Origin of the sequence: Youngiibacter multivorans (assembly GCF_017873395.1) — a bacterium.
In the GTDB taxonomy this organism is placed as follows: domain Bacteria; phylum Bacillota; class Clostridia; order Clostridiales; family Clostridiaceae; genus Youngiibacter; species Youngiibacter multivorans.
Genome location: NZ_JAGGKC010000002.1, coordinates 80,555 through 103,301 on the forward strand (window position 1 = coordinate 80,555; position 22,747 = coordinate 103,301).

Annotated in this window: 23 protein-coding genes; 4 read left to right on the forward strand and 19 right to left on the reverse strand. The window is 46.2% G+C overall.

What is annotated here, in order from left to right; all coding sequences use genetic code 11:
• Positions 1-84 precede the first annotated feature (84 nt).
• The 7 genes from J2Z34_RS01960 to J2Z34_RS01990 form a co-directional block, all read right to left on the reverse strand.
• Complete coding sequence (locus tag J2Z34_RS01960) at positions 85-504, reverse strand: OsmC family protein (protein ID WP_209458171.1); 420 nt, start codon at positions 502-504, stop codon at positions 85-87.
• A gap of 9 nt (positions 505-513) precedes the next feature.
• Positions 514-954, reverse strand: a complete 441-nt coding sequence (locus tag J2Z34_RS01965) for a glycine cleavage system protein H (protein ID WP_209458172.1) — start codon at positions 952-954, stop codon at positions 514-516.
• Between the two features lie 30 nt (positions 955-984).
• Positions 985-1,770, reverse strand: a complete 786-nt coding sequence (locus tag J2Z34_RS01970; protein ID WP_209458173.1) for a hypothetical protein — start codon at positions 1,768-1,770, stop codon at positions 985-987.
• Complete coding sequence (locus J2Z34_RS01975) at positions 1,767-2,984, reverse strand: reductive dehalogenase (protein WP_209458174.1); 1,218 nt, start codon at positions 2,982-2,984, stop codon at positions 1,767-1,769. The genes J2Z34_RS01970 and J2Z34_RS01975 overlap by 4 nt, the downstream gene beginning before the upstream one ends.
• Before the next feature lie 120 nt (positions 2,985-3,104).
• Positions 3,105-3,338 carry a thioredoxin family protein gene (locus tag J2Z34_RS01980; RefSeq protein ID WP_209458175.1) on the reverse strand — a complete coding sequence of 78 codons (234 nt, stop codon included), beginning with the start codon at positions 3,336-3,338 and terminating at the stop codon, positions 3,105-3,107.
• A gap of 71 nt (positions 3,339-3,409) precedes the next feature.
• A complete protein-coding gene (locus J2Z34_RS01985) occupies positions 3,410-4,414 on the reverse strand; it encodes a permease (protein ID WP_209458176.1) in 1,005 nt (334 codons plus the stop codon).
• Positions 4,415-4,427: 13 nt separating this feature from the next.
• Positions 4,428-4,793 carry an ArsR/SmtB family transcription factor gene (locus J2Z34_RS01990; protein ID WP_209458177.1) on the reverse strand — a complete coding sequence of 122 codons (366 nt, stop codon included), beginning with the start codon at positions 4,791-4,793 and terminating at the stop codon, positions 4,428-4,430.
• Positions 4,794-4,933: 140 nt separating this feature from the next.
• Here J2Z34_RS01990 and J2Z34_RS01995 point away from each other — a divergent pair, with 140 nt between their 5' ends.
• On the forward strand, positions 4,934-5,626 hold the full coding sequence (locus J2Z34_RS01995; protein ID WP_209458178.1) for a [Fe-Fe] hydrogenase large subunit C-terminal domain-containing protein: 693 nt from the start codon (positions 4,934-4,936) through the stop codon (positions 5,624-5,626).
• 2 nt (positions 5,627-5,628) lie between these two features.
• The gene (locus J2Z34_RS02000; protein ID WP_209458179.1) at positions 5,629-5,883 is read left to right on the forward strand and encodes a MoaD/ThiS family protein; all 255 of its coding nucleotides are present in this window, start codon (positions 5,629-5,631) and stop codon (positions 5,881-5,883) included.
• Positions 5,884-6,129: 246 nt separating this feature from the next.
• Here J2Z34_RS02000 and J2Z34_RS02005 read toward each other — a convergent pair whose 3' ends face one another.
• The 4 genes from J2Z34_RS02005 to J2Z34_RS02020 all read right to left on the reverse strand — a co-directional run bounded on the left by J2Z34_RS02005 (position 6,130) and on the right by J2Z34_RS02020 (position 10,221).
• Complete coding sequence (locus J2Z34_RS02005; RefSeq protein WP_209458180.1) at positions 6,130-6,792, reverse strand: DUF6320 domain-containing protein; 663 nt, start codon at positions 6,790-6,792, stop codon at positions 6,130-6,132.
• Positions 6,793-6,797: 5 nt separating this feature from the next.
• Positions 6,798-8,222 (reverse strand): hypothetical protein, encoded by a 1,425-nt coding sequence (locus J2Z34_RS02010; protein WP_209458181.1) that lies wholly within the window; start codon positions 8,220-8,222, stop codon positions 6,798-6,800.
• A gap of 21 nt (positions 8,223-8,243) precedes the next feature.
• Complete coding sequence (locus J2Z34_RS02015) at positions 8,244-9,185, reverse strand: alpha/beta hydrolase (protein ID WP_209458182.1); 942 nt, start codon at positions 9,183-9,185, stop codon at positions 8,244-8,246.
• Positions 9,186-9,330: 145 nt separating this feature from the next.
• Complete coding sequence (locus J2Z34_RS02020) at positions 9,331-10,221, reverse strand: LysR family transcriptional regulator (protein WP_209458183.1); 891 nt, start codon at positions 10,219-10,221, stop codon at positions 9,331-9,333.
• A 126-nt stretch (positions 10,222-10,347) separates the two neighbouring features.
• On the opposite strand from J2Z34_RS02020, the gene J2Z34_RS02025 reads away from it, so the two are divergent.
• On the forward strand, positions 10,348-12,237 hold the full coding sequence (locus tag J2Z34_RS02025; protein WP_209458184.1) for an FAD-dependent oxidoreductase: 1,890 nt from the start codon (positions 10,348-10,350) through the stop codon (positions 12,235-12,237).
• Positions 12,238-12,419: 182 nt separating this feature from the next.
• Here the strand turns inward: J2Z34_RS02025 and J2Z34_RS02030 are convergent, their stop codons facing one another.
• From J2Z34_RS02030 to J2Z34_RS02050, 5 genes are all read right to left on the reverse strand, one after another.
• Entirely contained in the window at positions 12,420-14,672 is a 2,253-nt protein-coding gene (locus J2Z34_RS02030; protein WP_209458185.1) for an FAD-dependent oxidoreductase, read from the reverse strand.
• A gap of 292 nt (positions 14,673-14,964) precedes the next feature.
• Entirely contained in the window at positions 14,965-15,648 is a 684-nt protein-coding gene (locus tag J2Z34_RS02035; protein ID WP_209458186.1) for a helix-turn-helix transcriptional regulator, read from the reverse strand.
• A gap of 68 nt (positions 15,649-15,716) precedes the next feature.
• Positions 15,717-16,934: a pyridoxal phosphate-dependent aminotransferase gene (locus tag J2Z34_RS02040; RefSeq protein ID WP_245250465.1), complete on the reverse strand. Its 1,218-nt coding sequence runs from the start codon at positions 16,932-16,934 to the stop codon at positions 15,717-15,719.
• 72 nt (positions 16,935-17,006) lie between these two features.
• The gene (locus J2Z34_RS02045; RefSeq protein WP_209458188.1) at positions 17,007-18,398 is read right to left on the reverse strand and encodes a PTS transporter subunit EIIC; all 1,392 of its coding nucleotides are present in this window, start codon (positions 18,396-18,398) and stop codon (positions 17,007-17,009) included.
• A gap of 19 nt (positions 18,399-18,417) precedes the next feature.
• Positions 18,418-18,792 (reverse strand): RidA family protein, encoded by a 375-nt coding sequence (locus tag J2Z34_RS02050; protein ID WP_209458189.1) that lies wholly within the window; start codon positions 18,790-18,792, stop codon positions 18,418-18,420.
• A gap of 162 nt (positions 18,793-18,954) precedes the next feature.
• Here J2Z34_RS02050 and J2Z34_RS02055 point away from each other — a divergent pair, with 162 nt between their 5' ends.
• Positions 18,955-20,403 carry a glycoside hydrolase family 1 protein gene (locus tag J2Z34_RS02055; RefSeq protein ID WP_209458190.1) on the forward strand — a complete coding sequence of 483 codons (1,449 nt, stop codon included), beginning with the start codon at positions 18,955-18,957 and terminating at the stop codon, positions 20,401-20,403.
• Between the two features lie 99 nt (positions 20,404-20,502).
• On the opposite strand, the gene J2Z34_RS02060 is transcribed toward J2Z34_RS02055, so the two are convergent.
• The 3 genes from J2Z34_RS02060 to J2Z34_RS02070 form a co-directional block, all read right to left on the reverse strand.
• Positions 20,503-21,204, reverse strand: coding sequence for a ferritin-like domain-containing protein (locus J2Z34_RS02060; RefSeq protein WP_209458191.1), 702 nt, complete (start codon positions 21,202-21,204; stop codon positions 20,503-20,505).
• Positions 21,205-21,329: 125 nt separating this feature from the next.
• Positions 21,330-21,830 (reverse strand): hypothetical protein, encoded by a 501-nt coding sequence (locus tag J2Z34_RS02065; RefSeq protein WP_209458192.1) that lies wholly within the window; start codon positions 21,828-21,830, stop codon positions 21,330-21,332.
• A 4-nt stretch (positions 21,831-21,834) separates the two neighbouring features.
• Positions 21,835-22,740, reverse strand: a complete 906-nt coding sequence (locus J2Z34_RS02070) for a prephenate dehydrogenase (protein WP_209458193.1) — start codon at positions 22,738-22,740, stop codon at positions 21,835-21,837.
• Positions 22,741-22,747: the final 7 nt, after the last annotated feature.

The following is a 22,747-nucleotide window of genomic DNA, read 5'->3' on the forward strand; positions in this document are numbered from 1 at the left end:
TACTCCATTTCAGCGTCTTGATTAGGTTGACAAAATATAAGCCCTTCGCTCCGACATCATGCGGAACGAAGGGCAAATTTCAGTTCAATATCCAATTGTGACAATTTCAGGCTCCAGGACAATTTCACTCTTCAGGGAAGCTGTTACCGGTGAATTATCAGCAGCAAGCTTTAGTGCCGCTATTGCCTTCTCTTCCGTACCAGCACCGCAGATAGTGACCTTTGGCATAAGCCTGATAGTGTGGAATTCTTTACCCTCATCCTCTGACTCACCCTCTGCTTTGCATTCATAGGCTGCCATCTCAAGCCCCGCCTTCTCCATCTCAATTACTACGGAAATCTGGAAAGAGATGTTCACCGCCATCATAAGTGCATCCTCAGGGGTCATTACTCCTGCTTTCCCGCGCTGCATGGGAGTGGCTGAAAATTCCATTTCTATACCATTCTGGCAAACTGTATTACCTTCAAACCCGCCATTCCAGGTTGCCTTGTTTACATATATCATGCTTTCACCTCACATTTTTGACAGATTCTCAAGCATCACAGGAAGGTATGCGTCAGGAAACAGAAGCTCAGCAATGTCATCATCCCAGTTTCCCGGTTCAAGCTTGAAGAGCCATCCTTTTCCATAAGCATCACTGTTCACAAGGTCAGGCGAACTCTCAAGGTCCTCATTGATTTCCACTACAGTACCGCTTACAGGCACCTTGACGCTTACAGCCGCTCCATCCATTCCAATGCTTGCAGCCTCCTCATCCTTCTCCAGGATCGCTCCCAGTGCCGGTAAGTCAACAAACGTTGCTTCACCTGAGGTCATCTGAAGATAATCAGTGATGCCAACTATAGCAAGCTCTCCATCATGCCTTACCCAAACTTCATCCATGCTGTAGAGGCAGGACCTGTCCACCCTCAGATTATAGCCTTCATAGGTAGTTTCAAAAAATTCCCTGTCCATGCTCATCCCTCCGTATGTTGAATTTTGTTCCTATCTGCTCCATACCCCTGCGGCCTGAAACTCATGCCCGAAGCCTTCAGTAATTTCAGCCTCTAGGCTCTTGTACTCAGCTTCAGTGAAATCTGCACCAGGCATCTGGTATATGGTCACAAAGCTTTCAGCGAATCCACCAAGCTGCATCCTTACAGCTTCAGGCGAATCAGTAGTCAAAGGATTCCCGGTGATCTCCTCCTCGGTCTTGTTCCTGTTGGTTCCTACCAGAAGAGAATACATTGCCTTCCCGCCATCTCTCCATATATATAGCTCAAGTCCCTTCATTGGAGCTGCCTCTTTAGACGAGACCTTGAGGCCATAGCTGACGGTGCCCTGCTTATATCTTATGGTGATTACCAGGACATGGTCTCCCGCCACATAAGGAACCTCAGCTGTAATTGTGTTTCCCTTAAGCTCAGCCATTCCACCCGATGGAATAGCTTCTCCACTGTCAATTCTGTATACCTCGAAGTCGATAAGCTCAATATTCCCCTTGAACAGCTTGTCATCATTAACAGGAAAAAGCTCAATCTTTTCTCCTGCAGTCACCTGAAGTGTATTCTCCAGCTTATACTGGAAGTCCTTCGGATGCAGCGAATCCGCCTGAACCGACCTGTTTCCATAGTCCCATCCATATGTTCCCATTATGGCTCTGGCAGTACCCTGTGAGCTCCTGGCCTCAAGTCCTGGAGGACCAGGGAGCTCTCTGAAGAAAGCGAGATATACTGCAGCAGCAGCTACAATTATTACAATACCTGAAGCTATAACCTTCAGCTTATTCAAAGTCCCTCTCTCCTTGGTCTTAATACTACCGGTCTTTCACCATAGCTTTCAATGTGCAGGTATCCATGCTTCTCCCTCTGGTGGGTGTTTACCTGAAGCTCACAGCCTCTCCTGGTTTCGCATCTCGTGCATTCGAAGCACTGCAGAGATTCGAATCCCCAGGTGAACGGGCATACAGCTATGCAGGTGGCGCAGCTTCCGCCGTTGTCCTGCCAGAAATTCAGGCATTTCTCACCGTTGATGTACCACTTCCTTACTCCAGGATTCCCCGTCTCATATGACACAGAATCCAAAGGCTCTCCAAAGCTTATGGAGTCAGATGGACAATGCTCTGCACATAACAGGCAGTTCTTGCAGAAGATCTCCACGCCGAAATCTACCGGCTTGTCAGGTACAAGAGGCATGTCCGTCAGCACCTTGAATAGCCTTACGCTTGGACCGAACTCAGGAGTGATGAGTATACCCAGCCTTCCAAGCTCGCCCAGGCCTGCATCCACAGCAAGTGGAATGCTCATGGCGGTGTCGTTCATGCAGGGTATTGCCTTATAGCCCATGGCCCTAATATATTCGGCAAGAGATACTGCGGTTATTCCCATCCTTGAGTAGCCTATGGAGGTTGCAGTGCTTGACTCTATTGCAGGCGATGTTCCTATACCCTTTGGATCCATTGCTACAGCCATTACTATCGCCCTGTCCATGCTCTTCGGTATCCTGAATTCTTCTTCGGTTTCCTCCGGAATCCCATCATCAGTGATGACTATGGGCTTCACCATGTCCTTTGAATAGACCCATCTTTCATCAAGTGCGGCAATACCGACCAGGTCAGCCCCGTAAAGCCCAGCTGCCCTCTTTACAAGCCTTGTCAGCTCCTCTGAAGGCTTCACTACCTTATGCGCTGAAAGGACATCAGGTACCACCATGGTGCTCCACTTCAGCATCTGGAAGTTAGGGAATCCATATACTCCTATAAGGAGGTTGAACGCATTTGCTCCCATGTCAAGGGCGTTGTCCTCCTGAAGATAGCCTTCGACTCCCTCCATCATCTTCCTGCCCATGTTCCTGTGCATCTTATCAAGCCAGAACATATATCCAAGCTTTCCTGTATCCTTCATACTTACCGTGACGAAGGCCTGGCTTGTCACTGGAAACCTTTTGTAGCCCTGACCGACCACATATGGCACTTTCTTAGTCTTCATCTCACTTCTTGGTATCATCGAAATCCCCCTTATCCTTGCCTTGTTTCCTAATTCAAATGTACCAGTATATTCAATCGTTTACAAGGACTGTCACCAAAAGGGAAAACCCGGTCAGGGAGTTTCCTGACCGGGATTGCTTTACTCAGCTATGTATTTCTTGATGGCATCCAGGTTTGGCACCCTTCCTGCGAAAAGGACCTTCTCATCCTTGACAAGCGCAGGAGTCCCCATTACCCCATAGGACATTATGTCCTTTATGTTCTCTACCTTCAGGACTTCAGCATCAAGCCCCATGTCCTTCACGGCTTCCCTGACGTTCGCCTCAAGCTTCTTGCAGTTTGAACAGCCTGTTCCAAGTATCTTTAATATCATCTAAATCATTCCTTCCTGAATTGAATATTCGAATTGAAAATCACATTACCTAAGCATTAAACCTACGTCGATCATATGAACACATGCCCGTAGGCGTTGAAGAAGAATCCTATAATCAGAATGCCTATTGTGACTATCCCTATGAAGGTTCCAAGAAGCTTTGGCTTTATGACATTCTTCAGCATTATCATCGATGGCAGACTAAGTGTCGTAACTCCCATCATGAAGGCAAGCACAGTTCCGAGTCCTACACCCTTAGACAGCAGAGCCTCTGCTATCGGAAGAGTTCCAAAGATGTCGGCGTATATTGGAATCCCAACAAATGTCGCAAGGGGTACGGAGTACCACTTGTCCTGTCCGAGAAGGGCTTCAATGAAGCTCTGAGGAATCCAGTTGTGTATGGCAGCACCAATTCCTACGCCTATCAGCACATACACCCAGACCTTCTTGAATATGTCCTTAACCTGGTCCTTGGAGTAGTCAATCCTTTCCTTAACTGAAAGCTTCTCCTCCTCGTATGCAACATCCATGTTGTTGAACACGAAGCCTTCGACCTCGTCTTCCATCCTGAGCTTGCTTATTATCGTACCGCCAACTACTGCTAAAATGAGTCCTACGCTAACATAGGCGAGGGCTATCTTCCAGCCGAATATGCTGGCAAGGAGCAGTACTGATGCAAGGTCAACCATTGGCGAAGATATAAGGAACGAGAACGTTACACCAAGCGGCAGTCCTGCGTTCGTGAAACCAATGAACAGTGGAATTGAAGAACAGGAGCAGAACGGGGTTATTGTCCCGAGAAGGGCTCCAAGAATATTTGCCTGTATTCCAGTGAATCTTCCGAGTATCTTCCTCGTCCTCTCAGGAGGAAAGAAGCTCTGAATATATGAAATCATGAATATAAGTGCGGAGAGGAGTATGAATATCTTAATTACGTCATATATGAAGAAATGGATGCTTCCTCCGAGCCTTTCAGTAGTGCTAAGTCCGAAGACATTTTCAACAAGAGCCTTTACCAGGTTTGACAGCCACGTCATCTTCAGCAGCTGGTCGTTTATGAATCCAAATATTGCCATTTTTACACCATCCTCAAGAGATCATCTCTTCGTCAGAGATCACGCAGCAGCTGTTAGAGTATCTTTCCTTGTACTTAAGGTTTTTCCCATCGAGTTCAAGTTGAGGATAATCACCTATGTTATCAAGGATATCCTTCGCTATTCCAAGCAGAACCTTGCTTTCAGCCTTAATGCTGTAGTATACGTACTTTTCCTTACGCTCATCATTGACAAGTCCCAGGTCACGAAGCTTTGACAGTGCCTTTGAAACCTTAGGCTGAGGAATTCCAAGGACACCGCTCATCTCACAGACGCAGGCCTCTTCCCTTGCAAGAAGCATTACAACCCTGAGCCTAGTCTCATCCGATAAAAGCTTGAATATTTCAGTAAGTCTTTCCATTTCAACCTCCATCTACTCATATGCACATATGTGCATATGATAATATTACCCCTCTGCAAATCAAAAGTCAAGCATTTGGTATTGCATCTTTTTATGGCAGTGATAATCTAAAGTTAAGTGAAGCAAGATGAGGTGCCCCTATGAATGGAGAAAATATAATCCGGATAGCAAGCCTTGCTCCCTCCTATCCAGCATATTTCAGCTGTCACCCAGAACAGCTTGTGACAGCGCTGAAGCTTCTGGGATTCCATTTTGTTGAGGAAACTGCCTCTGTCGTAGGCAATGCAGTGGATATGAGGCTAAGTGAAGCAAGGAAAAGAACAGGTCCAATTATCGGCAGCTCCTGCCCAAGGATAGCAGAAGAGATCAGGGAAGGCTGGCCGGGGCTCAGTGATCTTATGTCAGATGTCCCCTCACCAATGGAACTCCATGGAAGTATGCTTCGGGAAAGGTATGGTGCTGACTGTAAGCTGACATTCCTGTCACCATGCCCATGGAAGGCTGAGGAGAACAACATAAAGAACTGCGTCGATGAAGTCGTGACCTTCGACGTACTTGAGGAAATGATTCTTGATGCAGGAATACCAAACCTTTCAGTTCTTAAAAGGACACCCTTTGATTCAATCGTGGATGACCCTGTACACAGGCTATCGCCACTGGTTATGGGAGTGCACGGGTTTGACGAATGCATAAAGAGGCTAGATGATCCTCGCCTTCTTGCCGAAGGCTACAACGAGCTCTTGTGGTGCAGCGGCGGATGCTTCAGGACGGCTCTGAAGAAGGAAGAATCGGATATACAGATTGAGCGTGTATTCACCGCATGGGAGGAATAGATATGGAGAACTTCAAATTTAGCATCTATGACGGCTGCGAACCAAGGATTCTTGAGCTCGAAAGGACTCCGGAAGACTTCACCGAGCTTCTGTCTATGATTTCCGACAGGTATCCCGGAAGACATGGAAGACTGATGGAAGGCATAATCAGGCAGCAGTTTACCGTTATAAAGAATACCATGCGTGTAGAGCTCATGAGCGAACCCATTTCAGAGAAGGACAAGGTCATAATCATGGCAAGTGTCCATGGGGGCTAATCAGACATGACAGAAGTGAATTGATATGAAAAGGCGGAGGTTGTATGCCTCCGCCTTTTACATATGTTCTAACGTTCTTAAAAACGCGCGAAACATTCCTTTTAACTAATGTTACGCGCAAATTTAGGAACAATATAATTTAAACAATTGTCAGTTTCTGATAGTTGGCCCAAACGAAAATAATCAGCAGAGTATTTATGTATCGACCTAAACTTTTGTCTTCGAATTCAACTGAAGGATTATTGACTATACATGCATCCTCTTCTGAAGCTCCAGGAGTATCTCCCTGCCCTGGAATATGACTATAGCAGCAATCATGACAAGGCTCAGGAATATGGAGAGCATTGAAGGTATCTGATGGATGACCCATCCGAATACCAGGAACAGAAAAGGAATGAGTCCCATGACTGCTCCTATGAGAAGATACAGGAGGTAGTCCCCTGCCTTCAGCTTCACTACCCTGTTTGCAATGAACATGGCTGTCATGGCGCTTATGCATAATATGGGAATGGCGTAGTCGAGTGACCAGCCTATCCATCCAAGGTAGTAGTCCCAGAACACCGCGAGGATTGAAAGGATAGCTACCTGGTAGACTATGCTTTTGGCGATGTTCCTCCTTTTCGAGATTATCGAAGCGACTATGGCCCACATACTTATCGCTCCGAAGGCCACAAGTACAGGAAGGTTAATCTTCAGTGGCCTTATCCTGTCTACAAGGAAAGATAAGGCGACAAGTGTCAGGGATATGAACGTGAGTATCCTTATGGCGAGGTTCCTCTGGAACCTGAGCGGAATATCTGGAAATGGCGATGGCTCGCTTACTTGGGATTTTTTCACAGGATTCCTGCAAAGCGGACATGCATCCCAATCACCCTTGATCTCGATCTTACAACTCCTGCAGCTGCTCATACGGCTCACTCCCTTCCAACAATATTCCCCATCTCTTCATTATCTACCTTGTTTGCAGAAACCTTGATCCTGACTCCCTTTTCAGTGAGCATAGTCACGAAATTCTTCTGTATCTCAGTCTCGGTGAAGGGAGACATGAATGCTACAGTCAATATTCCGGCATGGCTTACAGACAGGAACTGAGGCCTGGCAGCTGCGGTTATGGCATAAATCTGGTCAACATACCCGTCGATGTCTTTCTGCAGGTTTACCCTGCCCATATTTGAAATGGCCAAAGTCAGCTTCCTGTTGTTGAGAGCATTTGCAGCCCTCATCACAAGGTCCTTGAGTGGCCTCGGCATGATCCTTAGTACTATGTTCTCCTCATAGGATTTCAGCATCTGGACCTTGCTCCTTATCTTCTCAGGTGTAAGCTGTCCCTTGAACTCCTCATCGATGGTCCTTGCAATCTCCTCTATGGTGTCGCCTCCTTCTCCCTTAAGGCCGTAGGTATAGCTTACCTGGACCGTGCTGAAGAAGTTCCTTGCAGTGCTTGATTTGAAGAACTGCCTAAGATTCACTGGTATTGAAACCGAGATGGTCCAGTCGTCCCTTCGCCTGGGAGCATCCCTGTGCGTTGCCTCTATGAAGAGAGCAGTCATATATATGGTAAGTGAAGTGCCTGATTCCTTTGCAAGCTTCAGCACCTCGTCAACAGCCATTTCAGTCTCGACTATCCTTATCCTGCCGTCCGGAGTCTTTGCTCCCCTGACCCTGTATATCCTTTCCTTTCTTTTCCTCTTTGTAAGCCCTACACTCTCGGTGACCACGTCAGCGGCCTTGCCGCCAATGTTCACTGCAGCCTTCCCCACTGCCTTGCCTACCTTTGTCACTGTACCCACAGTCATCTGCACCGGATTGAAAGACCACCACTCCTCACTGCCTCCAAAATGCCTTTGGAAGCTGTCATCAAGAAGCTGCATCTGCGATCCCTTGCCCTCCATCACGGACTCACTCCCCTTGAGTGCATCCGGATACTTCAGGTCTATGTAGTTGTAAAGCAGATTGTCAAAGAACCACAGTCCCCCTGTTCCATCTGAAAGGGCATGAAAGACTTCAAGATGTACCCTTGTCCCATGGTACAGCACCCTGAAGAGAAGGTTCTTCTCATCACGCCTGTAGATGTTCGCACATGGAACCTGAACATCCGGCATAACCACAGGCTTAAGGTCGCTGTCCTCCAGATAGTACCAGAAGAAGCCCCGTCTCATTATTGAGTGGTAAAGCCTGAAGTAACCGTAGGTCCTGTCCAGTGCTTCCTGCAGGACAAGAGGGTCCACTTCTTCCCTCACCTCTGCGCTAAGCCTGAATACCTTGGTATCTGTATTCGTCATTGTGGCAAGGAATATCTTTGATGCATTGTCAAGCTTTGCCCAGCCTTTACGTTTCACAGTCGACCACCTCACCAAAAATCAATTGTTTGATCCTGCGCCATCTATTCCAAGAAATGTCCTTATTTCCCTATATGCAATGTCCAGAGAGTCATCCAGCCTAGGATGTGTCAGAAAGCCATGCACCGCATCAGGAACCCTTACTAAAACCACATCGTTTCCTGCAGCCTTCAGGGCTTCGCCATATGCCTCACCCTCATCCCTCAGTGGGTCAAGTTCAGCAGTTATGATTAAAGTTTCTGGAAGGCTGCTCATGTCATCCGCCATTATCGGAGAGATATAAGGATCCTTCCTTCTCTCCATGTCAGGCACATACATGTCCATGTACTCCTCCATCTTCTTCATTGTAAGCCCGAAGTCGTTCCCGTTTTCTATGACCGACATATAAGGAGACTCCTCGGAATGGTCCCAGTATGTTGCTGGATAAAGGAGTATCTGCCTTTTTGGCACCTTCCTTCCCCTGTCCCTCAGCATCATTGAGACAACTGCTGCAAGGTTGCCACCTGCAGAATCACCTGCCAAAGTTATCTCATCAGCATCTTCAAGGCCTATCCAGTCCGGGTTCTCCATAAGTGCAGCTGCTGCAGAATAGCAGTCGTTTAATCCTGCTGGATATGGATGCTCCGGAGCAAGCCTGTAGTCAACTGAAAATACAGCCATACCCGTCTCCTCGGCCATCTCAAGGCATGAAGGCGTGTAGCTTCCGATATCTCCGATCACCCAGCCTCCGCCATGGAAGAACAGTATCGCACCTTTGTTCCTCCTGACCAGGGGATAAAACTCCCGTATAGGAATCGTGTATTCACCGCCCTCGAACCTTATCACCTTGTCCAGTACCCTGTACTCTTCCTTGATGTCTGGCGAAACCGCCTGCTGAAGCCTTCTTACCAGCCTGTAGTCTCTCTTCATGTCTATCCTTGGAGAGGATGCCAATTTCAGCATCATCTTCTGAAGCCTCTTCATAGGTTTCACCATTCCTTCAAATTTCAGTCATGCATGCTAGAATCAGCCTGCTCAAACTTATTTATACTAAATTATAGCATACCGCAATACCCTATACAGAGACTTAGTTTCAACGGGCGTAAGAATTACTTCAGGATTCCTGCTATTATGACATAAGCTTCCTGCATGCATACTCAATGAATTCCCTGGCGAGCTCAGTATGATACGTCTTCTTGTTTACAACAATATGGAATTCCCAGTAAATATCCAGGTCTTCAATTTCAACTGTACTGACATTGCCAAGCCCGGCATGCTCTCTCCCAGCATAGAAACTTACTGCCGCTCCACTCTCCACAAGCTCTCCGGCAAGTCCGATCTCGGCTGCATTGATAAGTATGCTTGGTTCGCAGTTATGCCTGGAACAGATATCCCTGAGCAAGTCCTGCGAGCTTGTCCTGGTATTAAGCGAAATCAGTCTCTCATTTACAAGGTCATCCATTCTAATCGAACTCATCTCAGCGAATCTATGTTTCTTTCCGACAAGCAAGTTGATCTTCCTTCTCTGTGAAAATACAGAATCGAATTGCGAAAAATCTACAGGTGCAGGAAGGATTCCTATGTTCAGCTTGAATTCAAGAAGTGCCTGTCCGCATTCATCATCAGTGAAGCTCTTGATTCGGATATTAGATTCCGCATGTTCAAGGATGAACCCGCTTAGGAAGTCTGGAGGCAGCAGGTCGAATATCCCTGTCGCAAAGCCTATCGTGAGTGTTTCCTTCTGCTCCGCCTTCATATCCTCGATCACAGACAATATATACTGATGCTGGCTGACATATGGATTGGCGAATTTTCTGAGCTCCTCTCCATATGGGGTTAGCTCTATTCCGATATTGTTCCTTAAGAATAACGGCACTTTAAGCTCCTCTTCAAGAGTCTGTATGCTTTTGCTGAGACCCTGTTGAGAAATGAAGAGATTTTTTGATGCCTTTGAGAAACTTTTCTCCTGGCATACCTCCAGGAAATATTCCAACTGCCTGTGGTCCATAACCTTTCTCACTCCTTGCTTTTAAAGGTACAACTCCTGGTTGTGTCTCCACCAATTATACTATGTTTTACAGTGAGTTGAACGAGAAATATAATGAACATGGTTATATTTTTAACATATATACAAGGAGGGAAAACTATGAAGATCAAGTCTATCGCATTGGTACTTTGTGCAATAATGCTCTTCTCGCTCTCTGCATGCTCTGACAAGCCTTCAGCAAGCATCAAGGCAGGCACATATACGGCCAAGGAAAAGGGATATGGCGGTGAAGTAAGTGCTGCCGTTACAGTTGACTCCACAGGAAAAATAACAGACCTGAAGATTGAAGGTGCTGGTGAAACTGCAGAAGTAGGAGGAAAAGCTATTCCTAAAATTACGGAGGCGATACTCAAGGACCAGACGGTCCTGGTTGATGTTGTGACCGGTGCGACTGTAACAAGCAAAGCAGCGCTTGCAGCAGTCACTGCAGCCATAAAGTCGTCAGGAGTAGATACTGAATCCATGAAGGCACCGAAAAAGACCGGTGCAGATTCTGAAAAGACAACAGAAGTAGTAATTGTCGGATGCGGAGCATCAGGAATGACCGCAGCTCTTGCTGCAGCAGAAAAGGGTGCTAAAGTAATAGTTGTTGAGCAGACCTCAAGCTATGGCGGGACAGCTCTTATGGGAGCCGAAGGCTTTTTTGCAGTCGGGAGCGAACAGCAGAAAAAGGCTGGAGACACCACGACAACAGATGATATGTACGATTGGTTCATGGAATACAATCATGAAAAATCATATTCACCATTAACAAGAAGCTGGCTTGAAATGACTTCTGGAACTGTAGACTGGCTTGCCGGATATGGAAATCCTGCTACCCTTATGGAGAACACACAGCTCGCACATGAGGATCAGATACAGACATACCACAAGTTCGATGATAAAGTCGCAGGATTTAAAAACATGTATGACAATATGTTGAAGATGGGAGTTGAAGTCATTTTCGACACGAAGGTAACAGACCTTATCCTTGATTCCAATGGAAAGGCTGTCGGTATCATCGGTACTAAGAATGATGGCGGAAAACTTAAAGTCAATTCAGCCGCGGTCATACTATCAAGTGGTGGCTTTGCTGCAAATCCAGAGATGCTGGAAGAAAATGTGGGACTTTCAATCGGTGAATATTCACTCATGACAGCGGGCAGCACAGGTGAAGGCATTAAGATGGCACAGTCAGCCGGAGCTGGAAGCTATGCCCTGAACATTGCAGCATATCATGGAGCAATGCTTCCAGAAGGAAACAGCTTCGCATTTTCTCCGATAATGATGACTGCCGCACCTATCTGGGTTGACAACAGTGGTGCAAGATTTGCCAATGAAGAGATCGTATATGATTTCGCTTTGTGGGGAAATGCCGCATTCAATGCTGGCGGAAGCTACTGGGCGATAATAGACAGCGCATCAGCAAAGAAATTCGCCGAGGAAGGCTGCCCTTATACCCACTCCTTCATGAAGACAATACTAGTGGCAACAGCCCTCGACAAGTCTGTATTCCCATCTGTTGTAAGAGCTCCTGAAGATATTGCAGCAGATCCGAAGTTCGTCGAGAATCTCGATAATCTTGCTAACAAGGCAGACTGGATAGTAAAGGCTGATACAATCGAAGAGCTGGCAGCCAAGATGAATGTTCCTGTTGAAAGGCTGAAGGCTACTATAGAACAGTACAACAAGGCAGTCGAATCAAAGGATGATTCAATGTTCAACAAAGATTCGAAATACCTTGACTACAGCATCGTAGAAGGTCCTTTCTATGCACTTAGCCCGAAGGTTCTTTGCGAGGGAAGCCTTGGAGGCATAAGCGCAAATGAGAAGCTTCAGGCCGTAAAGGATGACTGGACTGTCATTCCCGGACTCTACGCCTCAGGTAATAACGTAGGAATGATTTATGACAACAGCTACCCTGTCATGGAGGGTGTCACTCTTAGCTTCGCCCTCAACTCCGGAAGAATCGCAGGTTATAGCGCAGCAGAGGAAGTGCTGGCCAAATAGCTGAAAAGTCAAAAACAAATCATGGTGCCAGGATAAACCTCCCTTAAAAAGCACTGAGTAAGCTTGCTGTATGTGGACTCTGGCAACACACCCCACCACTAAGTCAAGGAATGCTTCTGCATTCAATTGGAATTAAAGCACTATAAAGGAGGCTGGATGTTAATCCAGCCTCCTTTTATTGACTATTTCCCTGCTGCCGCGCTGTTTCCAGCTATCCTTCCGGCTGTAAGTATCTCAGTAGTGGCATTTCCTCCGAGCCTGTTTCCTGCGAAGAATCCGCCTGTAACTTCTCCAGCCGCGTAAAGCCCTGGTATTATCTTTCCTGCAGTATCAATAACACGTCTGTCTGTGTCCACTGTGAGTCCGCCCATCGTATGATGCGTGGATGGAGCAAGATACCTTACTGAGAGGCTTCCTATCTTGTAGGTCTCAGGCTTGTATTTGCCGGCTGCATCCTTCTCACATTCTCCGATAAGGTTCCTGTATGCTGTCTTTGCCGGGCTTGATGGAGTAGTTGATGTCCCTATAAGGAATGCATCGTACTCGGTTATAGTCTGCTTAAGCACGCTTTCATCGATCTTCAGGAGTGCAGCAGCTTCAGCGAGGGTAACAATGTATTCCCTTCCTTCAACCGTCTTTCCTCCGGAGCTTCCCATGCTCTTTGCATTTGTCACCTGGATGAACAGACCCTTGTCTCCTCCGAAGTCGAAGGCTCCCTGAGCAAGCACATCCCTTTCAGCTGACTCATTGACATATCTCTTGCCTGCATTTTCGGTTCCAGCAGGACTTATGAATATTACGTCTTCACCATTTCCGCCTGCCAGGTTACCGTTATTTGCCCAGCCAATTGGCATGAGCTGTGTCCATCCCATTCCTACAACCCCTGCACCGACTGCCTGCGCCATTACGATTCCTTCACCCTGCGCAAGGCTTCTGTTTGTAGTTAGTATAGATTTGGTCAGGTCATCGGCATTCCAGTATTCATTGGTTTTCAGAACCATCTCGATATTGGCGCCATAGCCTCCAGTTGCAAGAACTACACCCTTAGTTGCAGTCACTTCAACTTCTGTGCCATCGAACATCTTTCCCTTAACCCCGACTATCCTTCCTGAGCTGTCCTTGACAAGTTCTGTCGCTGTTGTCCTTGTCATAATCTTGTTCTTCGAGTTCGCCTTCAGGACAACGCTCTCAGGCGCCTTGAAATAGCCTGCCCACTTTCCGCTGTTGTCTCCGAAACCGGTAGCCTTGTATTCGACTCCATCAACGACTCCGCCTACTATTCCGTTTATCCTCTGCCACATGCAGCCGATAAGCGTCGAAAGTGATGTGTTGTTGAAGATGGTACCCATTTCCGAATACCATGGCTTGATCTCACTTGCATCCTCGCACATCTGCTTAACAAGTTCGTATTTGCTGTAGATCCATTCAGTCTTCGCATTGTTCAGACGCATTCCTCCATAATATGTCTGGAATATGTGCATCTCGACGCTGTCGAAATTAATAAGGTCCTTTTCAGTGGCACCCTTGGCCATCTTTGCATCTGCATATGCCTTGTACTTTGCTATCTGTGCCTTAAGAGCCTTAAGTGTAGGCAGATATTCAGCATGCACTCCTCTGCTCGCAAGGTCATAATCATCGACATCCTTGATAGCTGCAGCGTCCTTGACTGTTCCATCAAATGGCTTCTCATTCCAGTTAAGGATCATAGTGAGGACTGAAAGTCTTCCTGTATCCGAGTGGATCTTTTCAACCTTCTCACCTGTTGGCTCATAAATACCTGTGGTCGCATCAGGATTTGCAGGATCCCATACCAGGGATGGCTGAACTATCTGGAGAGCTCCTCCTGCGACTAAAGTGTTTCCACCCATCTCAACTTCCTTCTCCATTACAAGGACAGTAGCGCCTGCCTGTGCAGCAGCTGCCGCTGCAGCCATTCCGGCTCCGCCTGCTCCAATTACAACTACATCGTACGTACCTGTAATCTTCGTTCCGGTAGCAAGCTCGAAAGCCTTCGTTCCTTTCTTCAATGCAGCTGCATCACACCCCGCCTGCTTTGCCGCATCCTCAACTGCTGCCAGCACTGCTCTGCTTGTGAAGGTTGCACCGGAAACCACATCTACACCTGTGGATGTATATTCCTTTATCCAAGGAAACAGTATGTCATACGCCGGCTTGCCAACATGGGCGGTCTCAGCCTCAGAGGAGATTGCAATGTCAGTTATTGCCTTGTCAGAAAATGTGACGTCAAGAACTACATTTGCATTGTATCCCATTGCCGTACCAGTGTACTTGCCTGCCTTGAAGCTTATTGCAGGAGCAGATGGAGCTGTTGGAGCCGCTGTTGCTGTAGGAGCTGCAGGAGTCTTGTTGCACGCTGTGATGGTACCCAAAAGGCAAACGGTTGCGATGAATCCAATCAGACGCTTAGCTTTCATGTCTTCCCTCCTGATATGACTTATTCGAGAGTTTAAAGCTCTACAGCTATATTTTAGTCCTTTATTCACTATTTGTTTCATATATTGTCAAAATATTCACTAAGTTTACATATACTCACCGAATCCATTCAATTTGTTCAATTACCATGCACATCTTGAAAACACTCCCCCGATTTACATCTCATTCGTCATATTAATGAACATATAGTCATAACAACTGGTAGGAATAAAATCTAAAACAAAAGATCATGAATCCCTTTGGAAATTCATGACCTTCTTGTTCAATTTCTTGTTATTTGGATTCCATACTATCACTTACTGGCTTGTTTCTTAGGTGCATGTAGACGGTGTTCTTCGATATGTCTAGAAGCTCCGCAACCTTTGGTATGGAGTCTTTAATATTGAAGATTCCGTAGTCGTCAAGCTTATAGATTATTATCTTATTCTTGTTTGAAACGTTTATCTCATTGTTCCTCAGGACGTTCTCCCTGACCTTCTTAAGTGTCGATTCAATCAGTTCATCAGAGTTGTCTACAAAGTTCTCCATGTTAAGTTGATTAGCATCACTCGGTGTTCCAGGTATGAATACCTTCATGATATCAAGAAACGAAGTGTTAAGGTACAGGTTCATGCAGAGCAAACCGATTATCCTGTTCTTTTCGCCCCTAATTGCTATGGTACTTGATTTAAGTGGCTCACCCTTCTTGTTTGTCGTGAAGTAGGAGATGTAGTCCTTCTTTTCACAGGATATCTTCTCCAGCATCTCAAGGGCCAGATCTGTTATAGGAACACCTTTAACCCTCCCTGTATGCTCTCCGTTTATTATGTTAATCACTGAATGCTCATAATCCTCAAGGCTGTGAAGTACAATCTCATAGCCTGAACCCAGATAATCAGCAAGCCCATTGATTATCTGGGCATAAGAGTTCAGGATTTCCCTGTCTACAATAGTAAGTTCTACTTCTTGAATCGCCATTTTACTTTCTCCCCAAACTAATGTGTATCATTGAATTCTATTATTAGTATTTTTCATACTATTTCTTTTTACCTTTGGTTTCTTCCTTCATCCTGCCATTTTGTCAGTGCCGCTTTAATCCTGTTAAGTGCATCAATTACTCTCGAGTCATCCTTGTATACTCCGAGCACTACCCTGAAGTGGCCTTCTCCTCCGGTACCGTAGTTGATCCCATCATTTACTGAAACTTTGGCTTCTTTCACCAGATAGTCGACTATCTCAGTGGAGCTTCCAATTTTCGAGACATTCACCCAGCACAAGAAGCCAGACTCGGGCATGTCCATCGTTACGTTGGGTATTGAATTGATGATTTCGAAGGCTGCCTTCCGCCTAAAGTCGAAGGACTTCCTGAAATCCTCCATGAAGCCTGGATCCTTGCAGGCCTCGATGAGGGCTATCTGGCTTGCAGTGCTGGTAGCGCCAAGCACGGATACTGCGTTGGCATATAATGAATCCATTATAACATCAGAACATACCACATATCCAACCCTGAGCCCGCTTAATCCCATACCTTTTGAAAACGAAAACACCGTTACCGTCCTTTCGAACATTCCTGGCATAGCAGCAGGAGTCAAAAACTCGTTCTCATAGCAGAAATCCTCAAAGGCCTGGTCACATACAAGGATCAGGTCATTCTTTATAATAAATCTGCAGAGCGTCTCCAGAGAATCCCTGTTGTATACCGTGGTCGTTGGATTGTTCGGATGAGTCAATATCACCATCTTTGTCCTTGAAGTGAGTCTTGACTCAAGGTCTTCAATTATCAACTGATATCCATAATCCTCATGAAGGGGCACAGGGACTACAGTTCCTCCCATAATCGAGATGTTCAGGTAGTTGTTCGGATAGCTTGGGCTTGGGATTAGAACCTCATCTCCTTTGCCAATGAATGGAAGAATAGAGAAATATAGACCTGAATCCGAGCCTGGTGTAATAAGTATATTCCTCACCGGGTCAACATCAAGCCCGTTGTAGCTATTCAGTTTCTTAGCTATCTCATACTTTAGCTCCTGGTTGCCAATTGGTGCTGTATAGTGAGCCGAAGAAGGATTCCTTATCGCATCCACCAGTGCATCCTCTACATGCTTAGGCATTGACGAATCAGGCATGTAGGGGTCCGCCCAGCCCATTAGCGCTACACCCTGTTTCTCCAGCTGCTGGTATGAGCCGCCTACATCTGCCTTCTCAACCTTAACAAACAGTCCACCGCTGGCATTTCTGAATGCATCTATCATCTTCTCTTTCATAATCATCCTGCCTTTTAACCATAATAGGGGGTGAAAACCACCCCCTTTAATTATTCAGTAAACTACCTTATCTTACAAGTTCTCGTCGAACCCGAATACTATTGTGAGTATTGTTGCGACTGCGAACGCTATGGCAAATCCCACCATTACCAGCCACATGTTCGAAGGATTCTCACCTATGAACATTGCGAAGTTAAGGAATGACGGTCCGCCCATGGCATAAGCCTTGAGGGCGAAGAATGATGCGAATGCTCCACCACAGGCTCCGCCTATGGCTGCTGCGTAGAAAGGCTTTTTGAATCTGAAGTTTACTCCATATATCGCTGGCTCTGTTACGCCTGTGATCGCAGCAATGGTTGCTGATCCAGCAATAGTCTTTGTCTTTGGATTCTTCGCCTTGAGCCAGACTCCAAATGCCGCACCTGCCTGTGCCATGTTGGCGGATCCGCTGGTTGGCGAGATGTAGTTGAAGCCAGAAGTTGTTATGCCCTGTATAAGGACAGGAACCATTCCATGGTGGATTCCAAGTACAACCATGGAGGAATAGACTCCGCCATATATGAGTCCGGCAAGTATTCCGCCCTTCTCAAAGAGTATCGTTACAGCCGCTGCAAGCTTGAGGCCTACGAATGTCATTGCGGGTCCTATTGTAATTAGTATCACAGGAGTGGCAATAAGCATAGTAAGGGCTGGAACGAAGATTATCTTCAGAGCTCCTGGAATAATCTTGTCTACGTACCTCTCAACATATGATGCGAACCATACCGCGAATATTATTGGCAATACGGATGATGAATAGTTTACAACTGTAAAGGGTATGCTCATGAATGAGAATGCTGTGGTACCCTCTGTTATGAGCTTGGCCCAGTTTGATGAAAGCATGGCTGCGCATATTGTAAGCGCCACATACTGGCTCATCTTGAACTGCTTTGCAGCAGATACTGCCAGGAGGAACGGGAGGAAAACGAAGATTCCGTTTGCTATTGTGTTTATTACAAAATAAGTATTGCCTTTGTTGTTAAGTCCCATAACTACAGCTATGGTAAGTATCGCCCTTACGAGTCCGGCTCCAGCCAATGCTGGCACAATTGGATTGAATATGCCGGCTATAGTCTCGAAGAAACCTGTAAGTATGCTTCCTTTGCTGTTCTTCAGGCTGTCCTTTGTCGACTTGATGTCCATTCCGTCCGGATTTTCATCGATTGCAGACTCTTCCTTAATGCCAGCCACTTCTACAAGGTCCTTGTATACATTGCCTACGCTTGTTCCGATGACAATCTGTATCTGGTTCTCGCCCTTTACCACTCCAAGTACGCCGTCAATCTTCTTAATTTCCTCCGGCTTTGCCAGGGACTGGTCCTTAAGTGTAATACGGAGTCTGGTCATGCAGTGCGCTGCATTTGCGATGTTACCTTTACCCCCGATGTTTGAGAGTATTTCTGCTACTAGCTTCTTGTTGTTCATCCTTCTCTCTCCTTATATGTTATTTGTGGGCAATGACCTCTACTTCGCATAAAGCGCTCTTTGGTAACTCCTTTACGGCCACGCAGGACCTGGCGGGATGGCCTGTGAAGTATTCGGCATAAATCTTGTTGAACACACCGAAATATTCCATATCTGACAGGAAGCAGGTGGTCTTTACTGCATCATCGAATGTCATACCTGCTTCATTCAAAACAGCTTCAATATTTTTCATTACCTGGCGGGCCTGAATCTCGATTGTACTGCCTTCAATCAAATTTGATTCAGGGTTTATCGGAATCTGGCCCGATAAAAACAGAAACCCTTCAGTAGCAATAGCTTGTGAGTAAGGGCCTATTGCTTTCGGCGCCTTATTTGTACTTATTCTTTCTTTCATGATAGCCTCGCTTTTCAATAAAATATATTTTACTATTGCTACTATAACAATTAATTTTATTTTAGTCAACGATTCAAATGTAATAATTTTTATTGAAATCTAAATCATTTATGGTATCATCTTAATTACGATGAATTATTTTTTAGCGAAAAGGAGATTCTTATGACTAAACTTAAAGAGTTCCCCGCAGGTTTCTTTTGGGGAGGCGCCACGGCAGCCAATCAGTGCGAAGGAGCCTGGAATATTGATGGAAAAGGTGTGAGCATTTCAGATGTTATGACAAGCGGATCACACAAGGTACCTAGAAGGATAACACTGGATATCGATGAATCCAAATATTACTATCCATCACACGAATCTGTGGATTTCTATCACCGCTACAAGGAAGACATAGCGCTTTGCGCCGAAATGGGCTTCAACATCTTCAGGATGTCCATCAACTGGACGAGGATATTCCCTAACGGAAATGAGACAGAGCCAAATGAAAAAGGGCTTGAATTCTACGACAAAGTTTTCGCAGAACTGAAAAAATATAGCATAGAGCCTCTCGTCACAATCTACCATAATGAGAACCCTCTGCAGTTGACACATGAATTCAATGGATGGGCGGACAGAAAATGCATGGACTACTTCCTTAGGTTCTGTGAGGTCCTTTTCACAAGGTACAAGGATACAGTCAAATACTGGATACCTTTCAATGAGATCAACTGCCTTACTACAAAGCTTGGCAACTGGAACCATGCAGGTATACTCAACGGCAAGACTGAATTCTTTATCGCACAGATAGATGATCCAAGCAAGCGATTCGCTGCGCTTCATCATCAGTTTGTCGCCAGTGCTAAGGCTGTTCTCATGGGTAAGAAGATCAATTCAAATTTCCAGTTTGGAACAATGATTTGCCACATTACGGTTTACCCCCTCACCTGCAACCCTGATGATATCATCCTAACCCAGGAGGAAGACCTTCTAAGGAACTGTTTCAGTGGGGATGTACAGGTTAAGGGCATCTACCCTTACTACATTAAGAGGTACTTTGAAAGGAACGGAATTTCCTTCAAGATTACTGACGAGGACCTCGAGGTCATTAAGAAAGGTGTGGTGGACTTCTATTCATTCAGCTACTATATGTCGAACTGTATCAGCTCCGACAAGGAAAGTGCGCAAGTTTCCGGAAATGTCATGGGAGGAGCCAAGAATCCCTATCTTTCTGCAAGTGAATGGGACTGGCAGATTGACCCCAAGGGTCTTCGGTATACACTCAACCATGTATTTGACAGGTACAATGTACCAATAATGGTAACTGAGAACGGACTCGGAGCTAGGGATACCTTTGAGGACGGCAGGATACATGACGAGTACAGGATTGACTACATAAGGCAGCACATCGAACAAATGAGACTGGCCATTGATGATGGTGTTAACCTGGTCGGTTACACTCCATGGGCAAGTATTGATCTTGTCAGCGTATCAACAGGCGAAATGGAGAAGCGCTACGGGTTCATCTACGTCGACAAGGACAATGAAGGGAACGGAACCCTTGACAGGTATAGGAAGGACAGCTTCCACTGGTATAAGAAAGTCATCGAGTCAAACGGAAACGAGCTTTATTAGCTGGCGCCATAAATAATCAATTTTTTCTAAGACCTGGATATATTAACCTAGTGCAAAAGGGACCTGAAGCCATTTCCTGCTTCAGGTCCCTTTAGATGCTTACTCCTCATCGAGTATGCATATTCCATTATTAAGGTTCAGGTTTCTCTGTCCTCTTTCTGTATTAGCTGCGTTACCTCTTCTTGCACCCTGGAATCCTGTCCCGTCATTAAGCTGCTGGTTAGTCTGTACTCCATTGCCTCTTGAACCTCTTCCACCTCTATTAACTCCGCCTTGTCCGATACCTGTTCCTGTCTGTCCGTCCGCTGCCCTCTCAAAGGCTGCCAGATGGCTTTCAGATGCCTTCATCAGGTTCTCGAACACGAACTCAATATCGTCCGGCAGGTCAAGTTTAAGGAATTCCTCGTACATTGCAATATTTTTGACCTCTGCCTCTACGCCCGCCTTGTAGCTTTCTTCCAGAGTCTCAGGAAGCACTGTGTATTTCGATGCATCAACTGTCGGCAGTTCAAGCTTGTATGCTTCAAACAGCGGTTCAAGCGCTGCAATGTGGGTAGCCTCTGCCTTTACGATGTTTGAGAACGGCCTTACGCTTCCGTATTCAGCAATTATCGTCTCATACTCAGCCTTTGCAAGATACTCGTCCTCTAATGTGTACTTCAGCATCTTTTCAATCTCAGTTGTAGGGTTAGCCGCTGCTCCAGCCGCTCCGAAGTCAACATCAAGCGCGAATGCTGTTCCTGATAGTCCAAATGATGCTGCCAGTATCGCTGTAGTAAAAACCTTCATATTCTTTTTCATTTTTACATCTCCTCATATTTAAGGCCTCATGACCTTTTCTATGTTTTCATTCTAGTCTGGAGATGTGAGGGGTTTGTGATGGATTGGTACCATGACATTGGCAGGTCTGTGGCAGATATGAGTGATTAGTCTGTGCACTCCATCTCGGAATCCTCAATTGACCTAAGCATGCTTCCATGCATAAGGTAGTGGTTGAGCATACCTTCAAGCGTGCTCTGTTCCTCTTCGAAGGCCTCGACAGTAAGTGAATCGATGTATCCTTCGCCTCTTTCTGTCAGCGCTGTATAAACCAGGTCCACAACAGCATCCGTGCCTTCTTCACCACTGTCGATAAGCGTTATGGTATGGAGGATCACATAGTTACCTGACGTCCTTGTGAAAACTATTGACTCATTCTTCTCATAAGATGAAATGACCCAGACCTCAGGACCTGGATCAGTCTTGAAGTCAGTCCTGAAGATACATCCAAGCTCCGCAAAACCTGAATCTGAATAAAGCAGATCACAGCTCCACGGACCTATCCACTCGTATTCCCTTGTGGGACAAAGAAGCGGAAACACCCTTTCAGGTGGTGCTGAAAGCTTCTGTACATATCTGAAGGATTTCCTGATCGCATTCTTTCTCATGGTCCTATTTCTCCTGATTTGCAGTCGCCTGCTCCTGATTAACAGTCGCTTGCTCCTGGTGAACAGTCGCTTGCTGCCTCGCATCCAGGAGCTCCTTCCTTTCCCTGCCTTCCTTCAGCAGCGACTTCAGCATAACCTTGTCCTCTGATTCCAGTGCATCCCTGTATTCCACAAGCCTTCCAATCATCGAGTCAATCTCATGCAGGAGGTTGTCCTTGTTCTCAAGGAAGAGTTCAGTCCACATGTGCTCGTTGAGCCTTGCAACCCTGGTCAGGTCCCTGAAGCTTCCTGCGGAGAAGCCCTTGTGCTCAAGAGCAGAAGGACTCTTGACGAAGGCGCTTGAGACAACGTGAGCAAGCTGCGAGGAGTATGCTATTATCCTGTCATGAGCAGAAGGGGTCGATACCTTGATGGCACCGAAGCCAAGGCTCCTGAAGAAATCAGATACCCATTCAAGCTCGGAATCCTTCAGTTTCTCAATCGGTGTCAATATCATCGATGCGTTCTTGAACAGTGTCCACTTGGAATGGTCAAAGCCAGAGTATTCTATTCCAGCCATTGGGTGTCCTCCAAGGAACCTGAAGCCCTTCTCTTTTGCGAATGGCTCAAGTGTATCGCAAACCAGCTCCTTGATGCCTCCGCAGTCAACGACCAGTCCGCCCTTCCTGAAAAGGTCTCCCCTTCTTGTCACATACTCTATTGTGTCCTTTGGATAAAGCGCAATGATGACAAGGTCCATGGTCTCAAGTAGCGAATCCTCGAGTATCCCGGAAATGACACCCTCATCAATGGCTTTTCCCGTAACCGACATATCGATGTCCCACCCGTAGACCTCACTGCCCTCAACATGGCCTGAGGCCTTCGCCATGGAGCCTCCTATAAGTCCCAGTCCTACAATTCCAATCTTCATGTGTCAA

Bases quoted from the DNA above. Each gene is read 5' to 3' on its own strand.
- J2Z34_RS01960 (WP_209458171.1), bottom strand. From the start codon at position 504: ATGATATATGTAAACAAGGCAACCTGGAATGGCGGGTTTGAAGGTAAT.
- J2Z34_RS01965 (WP_209458172.1), bottom strand. From the start codon at position 954: ATGGACAGGGAATTTTTTGAAACTACCTATGAAGGCTATAATCTGAGG.
- J2Z34_RS01975 (WP_209458174.1), bottom strand. From the start codon at position 2,984: ATGATACCAAGAAGTGAGATGAAGACTAAGAAAGTGCCATATGTGGTC.
- J2Z34_RS01980 (WP_209458175.1), bottom strand. From the start codon at position 3,338: ATGATATTAAAGATACTTGGAACAGGCTGTTCAAACTGCAAGAAGCTT.
- J2Z34_RS01985 (WP_209458176.1), bottom strand. From the start codon at position 4,414: ATGGCAATATTTGGATTCATAAACGACCAGCTGCTGAAGATGACGTGG.
- J2Z34_RS01990 (WP_209458177.1), bottom strand. From the start codon at position 4,793: ATGGAAAGACTTACTGAAATATTCAAGCTTTTATCGGATGAGACTAGG.
- J2Z34_RS01995 (WP_209458178.1), top strand. From the start codon at position 4,934: ATGAATGGAGAAAATATAATCCGGATAGCAAGCCTTGCTCCCTCCTAT.
- J2Z34_RS02000 (WP_209458179.1), top strand. From the start codon at position 5,629: ATGGAGAACTTCAAATTTAGCATCTATGACGGCTGCGAACCAAGGATT.
- J2Z34_RS02005 (WP_209458180.1), bottom strand. From the start codon at position 6,792: ATGAGCAGCTGCAGGAGTTGTAAGATCGAGATCAAGGGTGATTGGGAT.
- J2Z34_RS02015 (WP_209458182.1), bottom strand. From the start codon at position 9,185: ATGAAGAGGCTTCAGAAGATGATGCTGAAATTGGCATCCTCTCCAAGG.
- J2Z34_RS02025 (WP_209458184.1), top strand. From the start codon at position 10,348: ATGAAGATCAAGTCTATCGCATTGGTACTTTGTGCAATAATGCTCTTC.
- J2Z34_RS02030 (WP_209458185.1), bottom strand. From the start codon at position 14,672: ATGAAAGCTAAGCGTCTGATTGGATTCATCGCAACCGTTTGCCTTTTG.
- J2Z34_RS02035 (WP_209458186.1), bottom strand. From the start codon at position 15,648: ATGGCGATTCAAGAAGTAGAACTTACTATTGTAGACAGGGAAATCCTG.
- J2Z34_RS02040 (WP_245250465.1), bottom strand. From the start codon at position 16,934: ATGAAAGAGAAGATGATAGATGCATTCAGAAATGCCAGCGGTGGACTG.
- J2Z34_RS02045 (WP_209458188.1), bottom strand. From the start codon at position 18,398: ATGAACAACAAGAAGCTAGTAGCAGAAATACTCTCAAACATCGGGGGT.
- J2Z34_RS02050 (WP_209458189.1), bottom strand. From the start codon at position 18,792: ATGAAAGAAAGAATAAGTACAAATAAGGCGCCGAAAGCAATAGGCCCT.
- J2Z34_RS02055 (WP_209458190.1), top strand. From the start codon at position 18,955: ATGACTAAACTTAAAGAGTTCCCCGCAGGTTTCTTTTGGGGAGGCGCC.
- J2Z34_RS02060 (WP_209458191.1), bottom strand. From the start codon at position 21,204: ATGAAAAAGAATATGAAGGTTTTTACTACAGCGATACTGGCAGCATCA.
- J2Z34_RS02065 (WP_209458192.1), bottom strand. From the start codon at position 21,830: ATGAGAAAGAATGCGATCAGGAAATCCTTCAGATATGTACAGAAGCTT.
- J2Z34_RS02070 (WP_209458193.1), bottom strand. From the start codon at position 22,740: ATGAAGATTGGAATTGTAGGACTGGGACTTATAGGAGGCTCCATGGCG.